The sequence below is a fragment of the Thermodesulfobacteriota bacterium genome, assembly GCA_034189135.1.
In the GTDB taxonomy this organism is placed as follows: Bacteria; Desulfobacterota; Desulfobacteria; order Desulfobacterales; family JAUWMJ01; genus JAUWMJ01.
This window is the reverse complement of the sequence record JAXHVO010000027.1, coordinates 36,660-52,328: the sequence shown is the minus strand read 5'-3', so window position 1 is coordinate 52,328 and position 15,669 is coordinate 36,660. Positions and strand designations below refer to the sequence as shown.

Genomic DNA, 15,669 nt, shown 5'->3' with positions numbered 1-15,669 from the left:
TCTCAGATTCGGTTACAGAGACTATGATCCTGATATCGGAAGATGGACGGCAAAAGATCCCATTCTGTTTGCCGGTGGAGATACCGATCTTTATGGATATGTCCTAAATGATCCGGTTAATGCAGTTGATCCGTGGGGATTATGGGCAGTTTGGGGTGGAACAACCGGTGTTGCTTCATGGGGCCCCTGGGGAGGGAATGCCGGAAGTGGTATTGCATATGATTCTGGTTCTGGAATGGGTGGTTACACAACGACAGGAACTACAACAGGTGCTGGAGCCTCCATAGGTTATGAAGCCGGGTTCTACACTGGCTCTATGAGTGGAAAAACTGAGATTGCGACATTAGGACTTGGTCCACTTTCAGTAGGTTTTGTAACGAATGATGGTGGAAGTTGGGAATGGGGATTTGTGTTTGGCTGGGCTAAAGGGGCCCCGGTTGAAGGAACTATTTCAAATAATAATACAATTTTTTATCCAATATTTGATGGTGAGACGAATCCTTGTCCGTGATAATGTTGGCAATTTTTTAATTCAGAGGTTAAAAATGGTTATAAAATCATCTGGCAATAACGACCTGATTAAAATAATAAGGGGGATACTGCGTAGAAGAAATATTGCTTTATTATCAATTTTATTTTTTGTTCCATTTATTGGGATAACTGACTATCTTTTTAAATCGGAAAAGGTGACCCTAATCTTCGCAATATTAGCTTTCATTATAATTGGTTGGCAGCTTGTTGTTTTGAATTTTACTAGATGTCCAAATTGTAATAAGTTTTTCTTCTGGTCAAAATTTTGGGCAAACGGTTTTTCGAGCAAATGTATGAATTGCGGGCTTGGAGTATACCAAAATAAACACAAGAAGTAATGTAGAATGGCTTGTGGGTGTAGTTGTTGAAATTTCAATTAAACACAAGGCAGTAGCTGGCTAAGCGTTACTGCCTTTTCTTTTTAATTGCAATAAAATCGATTCCATCCTTTTAGGGTTGGCGGGCGGGCATAAGATAAGACAGCCGCTTTCTGCAAGTAGAGTTCCTGTCTGGCGTGATAAATGCAGTGTACATAAGACAATTTTATCGGACGGCATTTTTACCGCAGCAAAATAAATAAGATAGATAAAAATTCTGTACGATCAAAATTACTTATGTATAAATGCACTTTATCATGACAGGCGGGAACGGTTAAGATAGACAAGCGGCTTCCTTATTTTAAAATCATTCCAGAACTTCAACAAATTGAGAATCTCTGATGACAGGATCATTGGTGATAATTGGCAAGTCAAGATATCCGGCGGTTGCGGCAATAAGCCGGTCATGCAACTCCGGGATGTCATCGATCTCGGAAGCGGTTTTTAGAATCTCAAAGCTCAGCGGCTCAAACTGATAATTTTGACTTTTGAAAAGATCCTCGGTTTGAAGCAGGCCAATATCGATCCTGGGTTGCGGGCCCATAAAATTATAAGTTTCTACTTTATCTGATATATGATATAGTCCTACCATGCAACGTAAAGCCCGTATTGATGCTCCGGGTGCCCTCCATCATATTATCGCCAGAGGCATCGAGCGAAGAAACATATTTGATGATGACGTCGACCGGATTCATTTTCTGGATCGGCTGGGAAAGGTGCTTTCAGAAACCGATACCCAATGCTTCTCATGGGCGCTGATTCCCAACCACTTTCACCTTTTATTGCGTACAGGTGCTTGTCCGCTTTCCACTGTGATGCGCAGGCTTCTCACCGGACATGCCATGTATTATAACCGCCGACATCGTCGCAGCGGCCAGCTATTTCAGAACCGTTACAAATCGATTCTGTGTCAGGAAGATACCTACCTATTGGAACTGGTCCGCTATATCCACCTTAATCCGATTCGAGCCAAGTTAGTTGCGGACATCAAGGCACTGGACAAATATTCTTTTTGCGGACACGCCGTTATTATGGGTAACAAGAAAAAAGAATGGCAGGATGATAATTATGTGCTGAAACTGTTCCATGAAAACAGATCAACAGCGCGACGCCGCTATAAAATATTCGTTCAGAAAGGTATCCAGCAAGGGAAGCGTCATGACCTCACCGGAGGCGGCCTCATCCGAAGCAGTGGCGGCTGGACTATGCTCAAATCTCTTCGGCGAGCTAAGATTCACTCTAAAAGTGACGAGCGTGTGCTGGGCGATTCTGATTTTGTTGAAAGGGTTTTAAGGTCTGCCAATGAGGCTCTGGACCGAAAGTATGATCTGAAATCAAAGGGTTATAATATAGATAAACTTTCAGATAGAGTGGCTCATATTTTTTCCATTCACCCGGAAGATATATTTCAACCCGGAAAGCAGCCGATAAAAGTCAAAGCAAGAAGTCTTTTGTGTTACTGGGCGGTCAGGGAGTTGGGGTTTACCATGACGGATTTGGCTTTGAAGCTTAATATCTCGCAACCGGCGGTCAGCATGAGTGTTCAGCGTGGAGAGCAAATAGCGTCAGAAAATGAATACTCACTAATCGATAAATAGAATCTTATAACTCAAGTTTCGCACCCCTTATCTACGGTGGAGCATAAATTTTTAAGGCACCGATTGGTGTTGAAGGTGTGAATCGAGACAGTTATATTATTTTCTTCCAGGGGATATGAATTAAATCGGTTGCAGCGTGTCCGGATATTTGGGATAAAGTCTACCCGTTGCTAAACAATATAAAAAGGACGGTCTATCCCAAATACCCGGACACTGCGAAAAGGTGGAACAGATGACCCACATATCCCCTTACAGAAAAGAATACAACCGTTTCGATTCACATCTGATTTTATATTTTACGTGCCATCAGGACATTTCTTTTCGCCAAACCGGGGTGCGAAACTTGAGTTATAATTTGATGGGCCCGTGATCCGCAACCCAATATTACGATAAAAGCGTGGGAAATAACATCTGACCAGCAACCGGATAATTGAAATCTTAATCGTTCGGGCGGAAATTAAAACAGCCAAGCGACTTCTGGGGGGATTATTTCTCTTTATAGGCAACAACAAATTCGTCAACGGAAACGCCGGCCTGTCGGATTGCGTTTCTTAGTGTTCCAATGGCAAGATTTTTATGCAAAGGTATGACACATCCTCGGTCATCCTTGCGCATCACAACGTGGCTACCTTTCTGGCGTGCCTGATAAAAACCGAGTCTTTTGAATGCGTTAATGGCTTCATTGCCTGATATTCTGGGAAGTTCAGGCATGGGCTGACACTTCAAAGGTGGTCATAAGTGAGCGGGACGTTTGATCCATGGGAAATTCTTCCAGATAAAGCTCTGTCGCTTCCTGGAGATTTTTTACAGCCTTTTCAATGGTCTCCCCCTGGCTGGCCGTTCCTACCTCGGGACATAGTGCCACATAGAAATCTTCTTCTTTATGCAAAATAGCGGTAAATATATTCATCGGAGCACCTCATAATCAATATTTTACAGGAAAATGGGATCTTCAATGATATCGTTGATCTTATATAATCCTTTGAAACTAATAGATAATATAGAACTTATGGCGTCAATGTCAATATTATTCCATGGCCAACGAATAAAGAATTAATAATTCTAAAATACAGCAACTGCTTAGCTGAAACCTTTCCCAGGCCTACAATATTTATTTTTGATCGGATCTGCGTTCACCCTGCTTCCGGCGCTCTTCGTTAACTCTTCTTTCCTTTCCTTCATTTTCAAAGTAATCCAAGCTGTAGCTTTTGCGTCGGTCATCACCTGAGCGACGATCGATTATCGATCGTTTTTTCATCTTTTTCTTATTTATATCAGGCGCTGCTTTACTCATGGTGATACCTCCCGTGTTTTTACAACAGCTCAGTTAACAAGAAATGCGTTTACTTTCTCAGGCTTGATACGATAAATTCTCCTATCTTTTCTGCCGATCTTCCGAAAAGGGTATCCGTTTCAACCAATTCCAGGTGCCGGTCATCCCATGGGGCGCTGTTTTCCTGAACGATATTCTTGATATGCTCGTACTTGCCCCCCAGGGCCTTTATTTTGGTTGAAAGTGGAATATTCTCTTTAAAACCGATATTCAGCAACAGCAGGTATTCAATCATGTTCGGCATATCCGGGGAGGTAGAAATGATGGGGATCACAATAATGCTCCTGTCATCTTTACGACCTTTGCCGATATAGACATTTCCCTGTCTGACAATGATTTTCTTTGTTCCTTTTAGCTTCGTGTCGGTTTCCACCCGGGATGGAATAGGTTTAAGCACCCCTTCCTTTTTCAATACCTCGATAGTGGTTTCATCCGTCGGTTCACCAAGAAGATTTAAATTTCCGATTTTGTAACGAATCGCTCCTTTGATATCGGAAACGATTTGTTGCAGGTTTTTAAGAACCAGAATATTTCTGTTTATCAACTGGTAGGTATTGAAATGGTGGGCAGCCAAAGCTTCAAAAAGTATCCCTTCGACCTTTTCACTGATTCGACTGGTTCCCACGGTAACTGTTTTTGCCTGGTGCTTGATGGCATCCACAGGACGGGCCATGCTGTTGATCGACTCACCCAGGCACCTGAAAAGCCTGTTCAGCATGTTGAGCGGTGTTCCTTTTACACCAAATTCAAGCTCAAAATCAGACACCGGAAGCCTTCCGGCCAGGTATTTAAGAAGAAGCGTCAGATCCGATGCGGCTTCGAGTCCCATGGCGGCCGGAAAACGGTTTTGGGTTTTCTTTCGTCTAAGTTCAGTATAAAAGGTCATTATCTTTTCCCTGAACGATTTTTCCAGAATTGCTTCGTAGACATCGCTGCCTTTTTGGGCATGTTTGTCCAACGTATTTCGAATTTCTTCCTGGAAACCGTAGAGAAAACGCGACCCCTTGTTTATGGCCAAGGCGGCGTAATATCCCCAGATATGTCCCACCAGCGTGTTTAGAATGGGGGCAAGATGTTCACTGACCACAGGAACATGGAAGACATCCTCGGCATAGGTATCAAACCCGTTTTCCCCCTCATCAGCGATGACCACGGGCATGGCCTTATGCGCTTTAAATATAGCCGTATCTTTTATAATATCACCGATGACGGTGGGCCTTGTCCCGGCTGCACAGACGATGATAAGCGGCTCGGATGAAAGGTCTATATGCTTCTTGTCCTCCACAAAGTCGGACGAAATCGTCTTGTAACAAAGCTCGGAAAGCTTGATACGTATCTCATCTGCCGAAGCCTTGTTGGGGCCGCTTCCGACCGCCGCCCAGTATGTTCTGGTCGGGGCGAGTCTTCCGGCGGATTGCTCGATTTTACTTCTCATTGCCAGAACTTTTCTCATTTGCGAAGGAATTTTCAAAAGTCGTTTTATCTCCTCTGATATGAAGGCATCATTTCTGCGACCTTGCAAGTCGGCTATAAAAAGCCCCAGGAGAGCTCCGGCAATAATCTGGGAATAAAATGCCTTTGTTGAAGCCACTGACATTTCAATATCCCTGCCACTGCTGGTATACATGACGCCGTTCACTTTGAAGGTGATATCCGAATCTCTCCGGTTGACAATGGCAAGGGTATACGCGCCCCGATCTTTCACCATTTCAATCGAACGATTGGTGTCGGTGGTCGTTCCTGACTGGCTGATGGCGATAACAAGAGTGTCGATCATGCTCTGCGCATCATCTTTTTCGTCAAGCTTAAACCCGGAAAGTTCCGAGGCTTTGAGCGCATCGATTTGTATCCCCGGATCATCCAGGTAATAAGTCATAATGTTGGCACATGCCAGGGAGGCGACCCCCGCCGTACCCTGCCCCACAAAAAATATCCGTCGTATCCGGTTTTCAGCCAGGGCCTGTTGTAATGATCGGGGTATGATGGTTTCATCCATGGCCGTAATATAAGTGTCTTTTTCGCCGGGTTTAATCTTCCAGCGGTTTTGAATAGTTTTTTCCACTGAGATGGGAGATTCTGAAATCTCTTTTAAAAAATAGTGGGGAAACTTCTGGCGATCGATGTCTCTTGAGGTGATTTCGGTATGTTTAACATCTTTTTCGCCCAGATTTATCGGAGTTCCGTCATAAAACATGGCCTGGATGCCATGAATGCCTCCCGCTGATTGCTGACTGAGAGTGAAAACCTGTCCCTGGGTTGTTCCTTCAATCCCATCGGCAACTGTTTCCCCGTCCATTTTAATAAAGGATTGAGTCTCTTCAATAAACCCGTAAACTTCAGAAACCGGCATGTAATGATGGTTCGCCAGTCCAATAAATATAGACTGTCCACTTCCTTTCTGGGCCAGAAAAAGCTTGCCGGGTGCAAGATCGGTATGCATGGATATGGCGTGGGATCCTTCAAAATCATTGACCGCCAGCCGAAATGCTTCACGAACACGGTGGCCCTGTTTAAGATACTTTTCAATCCGGAGGGGAATGATTTTAGTATCGGAGGTGATGTCGCTGTGGATAGAATTTCCCTCTGATTCAAATTCCGCTTTCAACTGAAGGTAGTTATCGATATCGCCATTTAAGCACACATGAATGATTCCGGTTTTTTCCGTTTCGCTTCCAGGTACATCGTTGTCCACCGGGTGACAGTTTGCCTCGGTGATCGCGCCAACCGATGCCCATCGTGTATGGGAAGAAACAGTGTGAAACCGGTGGGGAAAACCGGCCACGATTTGAAGTACAGGGTCGTTTTTAATCTGTTTTCGCAAAAACTTAATATTATCTCCCAGTTTTCCTATTTCAGCCGCAACTTTATAAGTAAGCGTGATCGCTGAGAGTTCTTCACCGCTTTCATCTTTGGTTTCATTCACACTGATGCCCATGTTGGTAAGAACCTCCTGGGCCGACCGCTCTTTAAACCGGTCATAAAGGTTGGCACTTTTAATTGATTTTTCAAATCTTTTAAACTGGCTCTTTTCCAGGATAAACATCAAAGAGATACCTGCCGAATCACGCCCCCGGACTTCCAGCCGATCAATGCTGTTAAGCACCGCATTAATATTTTTAAATATACTGACCGATGAAAAGGTAGGCGAAGTCGGGCAAAGACTGAGCAGATCCTTCACCTTTATTAAATTGTCTATGATTTCAGCATGAATACACCAGGCAATATCTTTTAAGCTTTCAATTCGTTGGGTGATGGTATCGACCGCTTGGGTATCCAGATGCCCCATATGGTCAGACAGCAATTTCACTTCGGTATCAATGGTATTGGAAAGGAAATCTGCCAATTTTACAAGTTCGTCCTGTGTGTCTCCATTCATGAAAAGATGGTAAAAAAAATCTTTTTCTTTGAGTGTACGGACGGATTGTAACAAAGAGTCGATCAGGTCATTTTCACCAAGATAATGACTGTCAAAAGAGTCATTGTTTTTCTCACAGGCCGTATAGGAAAACCGGCTCATTTTTTGAGCCATGTCGTCTAAAGAGGCCATGTCGACTGACCGATCGGCCTTGTCTTTGCCCTTAAATGAAACGATGCCTGCAAGTCCACAATTGAGAACGTTTTCCGCATAAGGAAAAAAGATAATGGAATTTTCCACTGCGCTGGATTTGCTATTGCAAAAATAAACATTTGCCATCAGGCAGCGATAAGCAAGTTTACAGGCAGCTAGAAAAAATGCGCCCATTTTTCCAACCATGATTTTAAAGTATGCTTTTTCGGGTTTTTTCATTTTTATTCTCTTTTTTTGTAACTACTCACGTAGTCAGGCTTAAGGTGTTTAGACTTCAATCTATCCACCTGAGTTATTTTCTTTTTTAAGCAATTTACTGACTTTTTCAATATCGCCCGGGCGATCGACCCCGATACTTCTATGTGTGGTTACCATCACCTGCACAGGTATGTCATTTTCCAGGAAACGAAGCTGCTCAAGTTTTTCAATCCTTTCAAGGCGACCGGGTGGCAGCGCCACAAAGCGCTGGAGGACACTCATGCGGAAAGCATACAGTCCGATATGACCATAAAATTGACCCTGCTGGTTTTCCCTGGGATGGGGAATGGAAGAACGGGAAAAATAGAGTGCTTTTTGGTTCATGGTAAAAACAACCTTGACCATATGCGGACTTTGGGCCTCTTCCATGGTAATTTTCCTTGCCGGGGTGGTGACATGAACCTCGGGGTTTTTAAAAGGAACAATCAGCTCGCTGATCACAGCGGGATTGAGTGCCGGTTCATCTCCCTGAATGTTTATGACCACAGCATCCCGGGGAACTTTTATGGATTCGGCGGCTTCCAGCACCCGATCGGTTCCACTGTGGTGGTTCTCTTTGGTCATGACCACCGGGACATCGAGTTTTTTTGCCGCAGACAAAATTCGCTCATCGTCCGTTGCCAGCACCACACTTTCGAGTTCAGGACACAAACTGGCTTGCTTGAAGACATGCCAGAACATCGGTTTGCCGAGAATATCGGCCAGCGGTTTTCCCGGAAAACGTGTGGATTGATATCGGGCAGGTATGATTCCGTAGCATGTCGGTAGCTTGTTCATTCTTAAAATTAACTTTTTGGGGATTTTGAGGAAAAAACCGATTACGACAACATGAAATAAGGAAAACACCAAATCATCATTTTATCTTTTTCGTCCTTTCGTGTTTGGTGATAAGAATCTTTTTCTTTGCCGTTTGTTCCGGTTTAACCTTTTACCTTACAGATGTTCCCGGGTTTATTTTTTTGTCAAACGTGGCAACCGCGCATACTTGATCATCCACAGCGGCGAGCAGCATTCCGTTGGATTCTATCCCCATGATTTTGGCAGATTTTAAGTTTGCAACAATAAGCACCTGTTTACCTGTCAGGTCATCCGGATGGTAACTTTCCGAGATACCGGCCACAATGGTTCTTTTTTCACCTATATCCACTTCAATCTTAAGAAGCTTTTTTGCCTTTGGTATGGCTTCAGCACGAACAACTGTGCCGACCTTAAAATCCACCTTGGAAAATTCTTCGAATGTAATTTCCGGTTTAACTTTGAACACTGTATCACCTGATCCTGGTTCTCTTTTTTTATCGGCCTTGAGGTTTTTCATATCGATTCTGGGAAAAAGTGCAATCGATTTTAAAAGCGCTGTGCCTGGAGACAGGCCTTTCCAGGCATAGAGCCGATCGAGAGTATAGAACGGCTCCGAGACATTCATACCCAGATGCTTTTGCATCATCACGGCGGTATCCGGCATGACAGGGTAGATCATCCCGGATATGATTCTCAATCCTTCAAGAAGGTTATACATAATGGTCTGGAGCTGTTTTTGGGCCGATTTTTTCTTTGCCAGCACCCACGGGGCAGTCACATCAATATATTTATTCATGCGGCTGATTAACTCCCAGACCGCATCCAATGCCTTGTGAAAGGCAAATGTCTTCATCTCCTTTTCAAATTCTTCAACCGCAGTCCGCGCGTCCTGTTCAAGATCAGACTTTAGCTGTTTTTCCGCTTGCGGATCAGCCTGAGGGACAATCCCGTTAAAATACTTATGTGCCATTGAAAGAATTCTTGAAAACAGATTGCCAAGGTCATTTGCCAGATCTGAATTGATCCTGCGTACAAAGGTCTCTTCTGAAAAGCTTGAATCCAACCCGAAAACCATATCTCTTAAAAGGAAAAACCTGAATTGATCAAGGCCGTAGATTTCCTTTAGTTGCAAAGGCTCGATGACGTTTCCCAGGCTTTTAGACATCTTTGATTGATCGACATTCCAGTAGCCATGAACATTCAAGTTTTGGTAGATGTCAATTCCGGCTGCTTTTAGCATGATTGGCCAGTAAATGCCATGTGGTTTAAGAATATCCTTGGCCACGATGTGCTGGGCCACAGGCCAGTATTTTTTAAAAAGATCGCCATCAGGATATCCCAGTGCAGAAACATAATTCAACAGGGCATCGAACCAGACATATGTCACATAGTCCTTGTCAAAAGGAAGGGTAATGCCCCATTTGAGTCGTGTTTTCGGTCGGGAAATACATAAGTCTTCGAGGGGTTCCTTTAAAAAAGCCAAAACTTCTCTTTTATAACGATGCGGGCGTATAAAGTCAGGATTTTTTTTAATATGATCGATCAGCCAGTCCTGGTATTGACTCATTTTAAAAAAATAATTCGACTCTTTAATCACATCCGGGACTGTTTCATGATCAGGGCACTTGCCGTCCACAAGTTCCCGCTGATTGTAGAAACGCTCGCATCCAAAACAGTAAAGCCCCTCATACTCGCTGAAATATATGTCTCCCGAATCGTAAATTCTTTGCAGGATTTGCTCCACCACCGCTATATGAGAAGGATCCGTTGTTCTGATAAAATGATTGTACTTTATATTCAGTTTTGGCCACAGCTGTTTATAAAGTGTACTGATATGGTCCACATACTTTCTGGAGCTTAAATTTTCTTTTTTTGCCGCCCGTACAACTTTGTCCCCGTGTTCGTCGGTGCCGGTGAGGAAAAAGGTGTCTTTTTTGCACATTTTATTGAACCGACTTGCCACATCGGCTATGATGGTTGTGTATGCATGTCCCAGATGGGGCCTAGCATTTACATAATAAATCGGCGTGGTGATGTAAAAGGATCCCGGCATTTTTAAAAGTCTCTTTCGTTTTCAAGTTTATCAGAAATCGTTTCTACCTCATGGTTATCTTCCTTGTTCAGGCGTGGTTGGCCGTTATTCACATGATGCCTGCCCGCTTTTTTTCCTCCGGCAGCTGTTTTTACCGACCCGTTGGTTTTTGGCGTTTTTTTGTTGAGCGCAAGGTAAGTTTCATATTCAAATTTAAGGCAACACATCAGCCGACCGCACAGACCTGAGATCTTGGTGGGATTTAAAGAAAGTTTCTGTTCCTTTGCCATTCGGATCGATACATGTCCGAATTTCTCCAGAAATGACGTGCAGCAAATGCTACGCCCGCACCTTCCGATTCCGCCGCACATTTTTGCCTGATTGCGTATTCCCACCTGGCGCATCTCAACCCTTGCACCAAGCTCTTTGACCAGCATTTTTACAAGCTGACGAAAATCCACCCGTCCATCGGAAGTGAAGAAAAATGTCAATTTGTTCGAATCAAAGGCCTTTTCAACGGAAAAAAGGTTCATATTGAGACCGAGTTCTTTAATACACTTTAAACAATAACTGTGACCTTTGTTTTCAGTTTCAATATTCTTTTTTCTTTGAAGAAAATCTTTTTCGCTGGCCAGCCGAAATATTTTTTTAAGCGGCTTGCATGGCGGACGTTCGTCAAAGGGAACCGGTGGTAGGGCCACAGTTCCAAAACCGAGCCCTTTCTCCGTCTGCACAATCACACAATCATCCCGGTTCAGTACAAACGCTCCACAGTCAAAGTCATAAATTTTACCGGAAGGCTTAAATGTAATACCGACTACTTTTTTCATTTGGTTAATGGGTCGCTGCCCCTCCCGATTTGCATCATCATGGTTTCCAGGGTGAGCCTCAAATTTGCATTGGACTGAATATTTTTCTGCGCCGTCTGGATGGCATCTATTTTAAGCAGAAGGGACCGAATGTCAATGTTGGGTGAGACAAATTGAATTTTTTCTATTAAATCTTTATTCATGATTTTTTCAGGGTGAAACCGATATACAACAAGGTCCCTTAGCCAAGACTTTATTATCTCAAGCGAATCAAAAAGAAAATCTTTATTTTTTTGCAGCGTTTCAGCAACTGCCATAAGTATACCGGATGACACTGAACATAATGCCCCGGATTGATCAGGGCCGATGGCATTGATAAGCCAGTTCCGAAGATTTATCCAGTTTGACTGGCTCATGACAATGGCTCGGGAAATACTACCGTTTGCCATGGCCGCTATGACTGAAGCTTTATCCGGTGCAAGACCCTGATTTTCCATAAGCCGGGTCTTAATGCTTTTTACCGAAACAGGATTAAATCTGATGTGCTGACAGCGTGAAACAATCGTTGGCAGAAGGTCGGATATCTGACAGGCAGTAAGTATTAAAATGGAGCGGTCAGGTGGTTCCTCCAGCATCTTGAGAAGCGCATTACCGGCTGAAGGATTCATCGCGTGGGCATCAGAGATGATTACCACCCGTACCTTGGCTTCATATGGTTTCATGGCCAGGATATCACACAAGCCTCTTATTTGATCTATCTTTATAAATGCACCGGAAGGCTTTATCCTAATGATATCCGGGTGATTACCCGATTCTATTTTTCGGCATGATCGGCAATGTCCACACGGGTTGACAGCTATCGGTAAGTTCGTTTTGGCAGTGGAAGGATCAATAAGTTCAGACGGTTCTGTCTTTTCTCCAATACAGTTGCATGCCATGGCAAAAGCGGTAGCCGCATCTTTTTTGCCAACGCCGTCAATTCCGGTAAAAAGTAACGCATGGGGAATGCTGCGTTTTTGAAGAAAAGCAGCCAGGATTCGCACGGGCCGTTTCTGATCTGTTATCGAATCAAAGGTCGGACACAAAGTTAGAAATCGACCCGTTCTTTTAATTCTTTTCCGGCCTTAAAAAATGGCAAACGCTTGGGTTTTATAACGACTTTTTCACCGCTTTTCGGATTTCTGCCTGTATAGCTTTTATAATGCTTTACATAAAAACTGCACAGTCCGCGAATTTCAACGCGTTCTCCCTGGGTCATGGCCTGGGACATATTATCGAAAAAAATATGGATGACATTGGCTGCTTCTGCTTTCGAGATGTTTGCTTTTGTTTTAAGAGCGGATATAAGCTCCAATTTATTCATATATCCTCCTTTATGCAAAAAATGGTGGAAATTTACCTGTCGTTTATAATAAAACAAAACTTGATAAAAAGTCAAGGACTTATGCGAATATTTCAGGCAACACCTCAACATCTTCTTCATTTACTTCGATACTCGCATATTGTCCCAAAGCCTCTATATTTACAACGACACGTTCTTGTCCCCTATACCGCACAAATATTCCGGATACCCCGGTAAAGGGACCGGCTATTACCATAACCGGATCCCCCTTTTTTAAACGATATCCGGTTGAAACCTGATTATTTCCCTGAACCATGATTTTTAGAGATTCTATGGCTGTCTGAGGGACGGCAACCGGGCCATCCTTGGTACCAACCAATCGGACAGCGCCGGTTGTTTTTACGATTTCAAGGTGGTGGTGAGGATTTAGATCGGTTCTAACAAAAAGGTATCCGGGGAAAAGTGGAACGGTGATCATGGCTTTCCTGTCACGGCGCTTGCTTCTGACCTGAATTTTGGGGAGGAACACCTCCACCGATTTATTCATCAACCCGTCGTTGACTACGTTTTCAAACCTGCTTTTTGTATGAAGAACGTACCATAAATGTTGCAGTTTGGTTGCCATTAATTCCCCACTTCACCCAGTCCATACAAATTGATGGAAAATTCATATTTACGGTCATCCGGCTCATCCGTGTAGCCTATCCCTACAGACCAGCACTGTGCCTGATATTTAATGCCCACACTCGTTTTAATTCGCTGGTCATCTAAAATGTTGCGTTCATATCCGCCATAAGTCGTCAGGGAGTCAGTAATTTTTAAAGTTAGATCAGCGACAATCGATTTAATAGCGTCTTTGCTATACCTGTACTCGACATATAACCGGTCGTTCCGGTTATCCGACAGGCTCATCTTTGCATTATAAGATAAAAACTCATCATCATATTGGCACCACTCAGCATCACCTTCAAACGATAGGTACTTTAGTGGGTAAAACTCCAGTTCACCTTTTAGCGGAGAAAAAGGTCTCTGGTCCGTCTGATTTTCCCACTTCAGCGGATCATCCTCCCGGGCCTCATAAAAGTCATAACTCTGTTCAAGCTTGAACCAGAGGAACTGTCTGTAATTGTAGGCCATCGGTCCATCATTTTCAATCCGAGGAATGTCATCACTTTTTAGCACGCTTTTTTTTGATCTTGAAGTAAATGTGCTTGTAATGGAGTAAGTAAGCTGGTTCTTTTTTTCAATACGGTCAATGGAATCCACATCAAAGTCAGGAAATTCATCCTGATCCTGATCCGGAATATATTCATAAATCACCTGTGGGGTTACCGAATGCTTGATGCCACTGGTGCCGAATATCGAACCATCATACACCTTATATATTTCTGAGGAAAAATCCAGTTTTATATCATAAATCTGCCGGTTAAATCTTTTTTTCTCTTCTGACAGGTAATCTTCGCCCGTCTCTTTTCTGTCCATATACCAGCCCGTCTCCCGCACCCCGGCCGAAGGTTCAAAAGAAAAAATATTTTTAAACCGGTACGGAATATAAAAACGAGGATACAGGTCCGCCCGGTGTCCCCTCTGGCCATCTTCGCTATAAAAGTATGTATACTCGGAATCCAAACTGAAATAGAGCGGGCTTTTTAACACCGGCTGTTTGGATCCGTCAAACCCGATGAAAGGCAACTTCTGTATGGTTGTATCCGTATCTTCCCATCGTCTTTTGATGATATCATCATACCAGAGTGTTTCGGCATTAAAGCTGTATCTGGTCCAGTTTCTAGTCAGGTTCAGCCTGTTTGTGCGAACCGGATCGTCATATTCATCAAATTCCCTGCCAAAGTTTTTATTAAAATATTTTTCCGTTTGGTTAAAACCGGTGAGGCCGTCTTCAAATTCAAGGAGGTAATCCTGGTCGCTTAAAATATCCAGATCGAGTTTGGCAAAGAACTCGGCAGGCATCGCCTGGTGGTGGCTCATCCTGAACCAGTAACGATGGTGATTGGGCCTGAGTTCATCATCGTGTTGGTATCCCCATTCTTTGCTCGAATCCAAAGTCCCGTCATCTATCTTTCTATCGTTTAAATAGTCATACATGACGGTACCTTTGGATTTTTCACTTAAAACATACCGGTATTCAAGGCCGAGTTTATCTCCGCGAAAGTGCATGTGGTGTTCGTAAAACGTGGCGTCCGAACTTTCGCCGATGGCCCAGAAAAACGGTTGTATAAAATAGCCGCCCCACCTGTCGGAATGCCCGATTTCAGGAAATAAAAAGCCGGACTGGCGCTTTGTTTTTGCAGGAAAAACAAGAAAAGGGGTATAGACCACAGGCACTTTTTTTGCCCATAGCGCCGCATGCCAGACATGTCCGTATCCTTCCAGGGTGACTTTAGCACTTTTTCCGGTGATTACCCAGTCAGGGTTTTCACCTTCACAGGTGGTCACCCTGGTATTTTCAACGGAATAGGTGTTTTTACCCAACTTTTCGATTTTACTTCCCTTAATATAAAAATTATTTTCTTTGATGAAAAAAGTACCGTTTTCTATGGTTCCTGTCTGTTTCTCAAGATCAATATCCATACTGCTTCCGGCAAGTGTATCTTCTCCCACCGCCAGGCTCACCTTGCCTTTGGCATATGCCTTCATGTTCTTGTAATCAAAACTGATGTAGTCGGCAGAAAGTTTTTTATCCCTTTTAGTTAAAGTGACACTCCCCTTTGCAATATAGCGAAAAGACTGGTCATCATAAAAAATTTCATCGGCTTCAATCTGCCACGGGGATTCGGGATCGATGTCCACAAGCGATTTGAATAAATAATCAGGCTGCCGGGCCATGGCTTGAGGAATTATAACGGTGGAAATGATTATTATGAGAATAAATCCGCTGATATGGCTGCCCAGCCCCATAGTTTCACTGTGTTTTGGCTTTTTGATTTTTCTCAGCTTGGTTTTAATCAATCGCTTAATTCATATTTTTGATTATAACATATTGAACATGATTAGTTTTTAAAGTA

The 15,669-nt window shown here is 43.4% G+C and carries 14 protein-coding genes; 2 read left to right on the top strand and 12 right to left on the bottom strand.

Annotated elements, in window-relative coordinates:
* Positions 1–511 (top strand): RHS repeat-associated core domain-containing protein (locus tag SWH54_03945; protein ID MDY6790403.1); only part of this gene is annotated, 511 nt, incomplete at its 5' end.
* A gap of 704 nt (positions 512–1,215) precedes the next feature.
* Here SWH54_03945 and SWH54_03940 read toward each other — a convergent pair.
* Positions 1,216–1,500 (bottom strand): hypothetical protein, encoded by a 285-nt coding sequence (locus SWH54_03940; GenBank protein MDY6790402.1) that lies wholly within the window; start codon positions 1,498–1,500, stop codon positions 1,216–1,218.
* Between SWH54_03940 and SWH54_03935 the strand changes: the two genes are divergently transcribed.
* A complete protein-coding gene (locus SWH54_03935; GenBank protein MDY6790401.1) occupies positions 1,499–2,506 on the top strand; it encodes a transposase in 1,008 nt (335 codons plus the stop codon). The two genes, SWH54_03940 and SWH54_03935, sit on opposite strands and share 2 nt — an antisense overlap.
* Before the next feature lie 486 nt (positions 2,507–2,992).
* Here SWH54_03935 and SWH54_03930 read toward each other — a convergent pair whose 3' ends face one another.
* From SWH54_03930 to lptD, 11 genes are all read right to left on the bottom strand, one after another.
* Entirely contained in the window at positions 2,993–3,217 is a 225-nt protein-coding gene (locus tag SWH54_03930; protein MDY6790400.1) for a type II toxin-antitoxin system HicA family toxin, read from the bottom strand.
* Positions 3,210–3,416, bottom strand: a complete 207-nt coding sequence (locus tag SWH54_03925) for a type II toxin-antitoxin system HicB family antitoxin (protein MDY6790399.1) — start codon at positions 3,414–3,416, stop codon at positions 3,210–3,212. The genes SWH54_03930 and SWH54_03925 overlap by 8 nt, the downstream gene beginning before the upstream one ends.
* Before the next feature lie 201 nt (positions 3,417–3,617).
* Positions 3,618–3,800: a hypothetical protein gene (locus tag SWH54_03920; GenBank protein MDY6790398.1), complete on the bottom strand. Its 183-nt coding sequence runs from the start codon at positions 3,798–3,800 to the stop codon at positions 3,618–3,620.
* A 49-nt stretch (positions 3,801–3,849) separates the two neighbouring features.
* On the bottom strand, positions 3,850–7,626 hold the full coding sequence (locus tag SWH54_03915; protein ID MDY6790397.1) for an SIS domain-containing protein: 3,777 nt from the start codon (positions 7,624–7,626) through the stop codon (positions 3,850–3,852).
* A gap of 60 nt (positions 7,627–7,686) precedes the next feature.
* Positions 7,687–8,442, bottom strand: coding sequence for a 3-deoxy-manno-octulosonate cytidylyltransferase (gene kdsB, locus SWH54_03910; GenBank protein ID MDY6790396.1), 756 nt, complete (start codon positions 8,440–8,442; stop codon positions 7,687–7,689).
* Between the two features lie 151 nt (positions 8,443–8,593).
* On the bottom strand, positions 8,594–10,516 hold the full coding sequence (gene metG, locus SWH54_03905; protein ID MDY6790395.1) for a methionine--tRNA ligase: 1,923 nt from the start codon (positions 10,514–10,516) through the stop codon (positions 8,594–8,596).
* Positions 10,517–10,518: 2 nt separating this feature from the next.
* Positions 10,519–11,325 carry a regulatory iron-sulfur-containing complex subunit RicT gene (gene ricT, locus SWH54_03900; protein MDY6790394.1) on the bottom strand — a complete coding sequence of 269 codons (807 nt, stop codon included), beginning with the start codon at positions 11,323–11,325 and terminating at the stop codon, positions 10,519–10,521.
* The gene (gene holB / locus SWH54_03895; GenBank protein MDY6790393.1) at positions 11,322–12,347 is read right to left on the bottom strand and encodes a DNA polymerase III subunit delta'; all 1,026 of its coding nucleotides are present in this window, start codon (positions 12,345–12,347) and stop codon (positions 11,322–11,324) included. The genes ricT and holB overlap by 4 nt, the downstream gene beginning before the upstream one ends.
* A gap of 44 nt (positions 12,348–12,391) precedes the next feature.
* Positions 12,392–12,667 (bottom strand): HU family DNA-binding protein, encoded by a 276-nt coding sequence (locus SWH54_03890; protein ID MDY6790392.1) that lies wholly within the window; start codon positions 12,665–12,667, stop codon positions 12,392–12,394.
* A gap of 79 nt (positions 12,668–12,746) precedes the next feature.
* Positions 12,747–13,271, bottom strand: a complete 525-nt coding sequence (locus tag SWH54_03885; GenBank protein ID MDY6790391.1) for a UpxY family transcription antiterminator — start codon at positions 13,269–13,271, stop codon at positions 12,747–12,749.
* Positions 13,271–15,613, bottom strand: a complete 2,343-nt coding sequence (lptD, locus tag SWH54_03880; protein ID MDY6790390.1) for an LPS assembly protein LptD — start codon at positions 15,611–15,613, stop codon at positions 13,271–13,273. Before lptD ends, SWH54_03885 begins: the two co-directional genes overlap by 1 nt.
* Positions 15,614–15,669 lie beyond the last annotated feature (56 nt).

Coding starts and splice junctions, on each gene's coding strand:
- SWH54_03925 (MDY6790399.1), bottom strand. CDS start 3,416: ATGAATATATTTACCGCTATTTTGCATAAAGAAGAAGATTTCTATGTG.
- SWH54_03885 (MDY6790391.1), bottom strand. CDS start 13,271: ATGGCAACCAAACTGCAACATTTATGGTACGTTCTTCATACAAAAAGC.
- ricT (MDY6790394.1), bottom strand. CDS start 11,325: ATGAAAAAAGTAGTCGGTATTACATTTAAGCCTTCCGGTAAAATTTAT.
- SWH54_03930 (MDY6790400.1), bottom strand. CDS start 3,217: ATGCCTGAACTTCCCAGAATATCAGGCAATGAAGCCATTAACGCATTC.
- kdsB (MDY6790396.1), bottom strand. CDS start 8,442: ATGAACAAGCTACCGACATGCTACGGAATCATACCTGCCCGATATCAA.
- metG (MDY6790395.1), bottom strand. CDS start 10,516: ATGCCGGGATCCTTTTACATCACCACGCCGATTTATTATGTAAATGCT.
- SWH54_03890 (MDY6790392.1), bottom strand. CDS start 12,667: ATGAATAAATTGGAGCTTATATCCGCTCTTAAAACAAAAGCAAACATC.
- SWH54_03915 (MDY6790397.1), bottom strand. CDS start 7,626: ATGAAAAAACCCGAAAAAGCATACTTTAAAATCATGGTTGGAAAAATG.
- SWH54_03940 (MDY6790402.1), bottom strand. CDS start 1,500: ATGGTAGGACTATATCATATATCAGATAAAGTAGAAACTTATAATTTT.
- SWH54_03935 (MDY6790401.1), top strand. CDS start 1,499: ATGCAACGTAAAGCCCGTATTGATGCTCCGGGTGCCCTCCATCATATT.
- SWH54_03920 (MDY6790398.1), bottom strand. CDS start 3,800: ATGAGTAAAGCAGCGCCTGATATAAATAAGAAAAAGATGAAAAAACGA.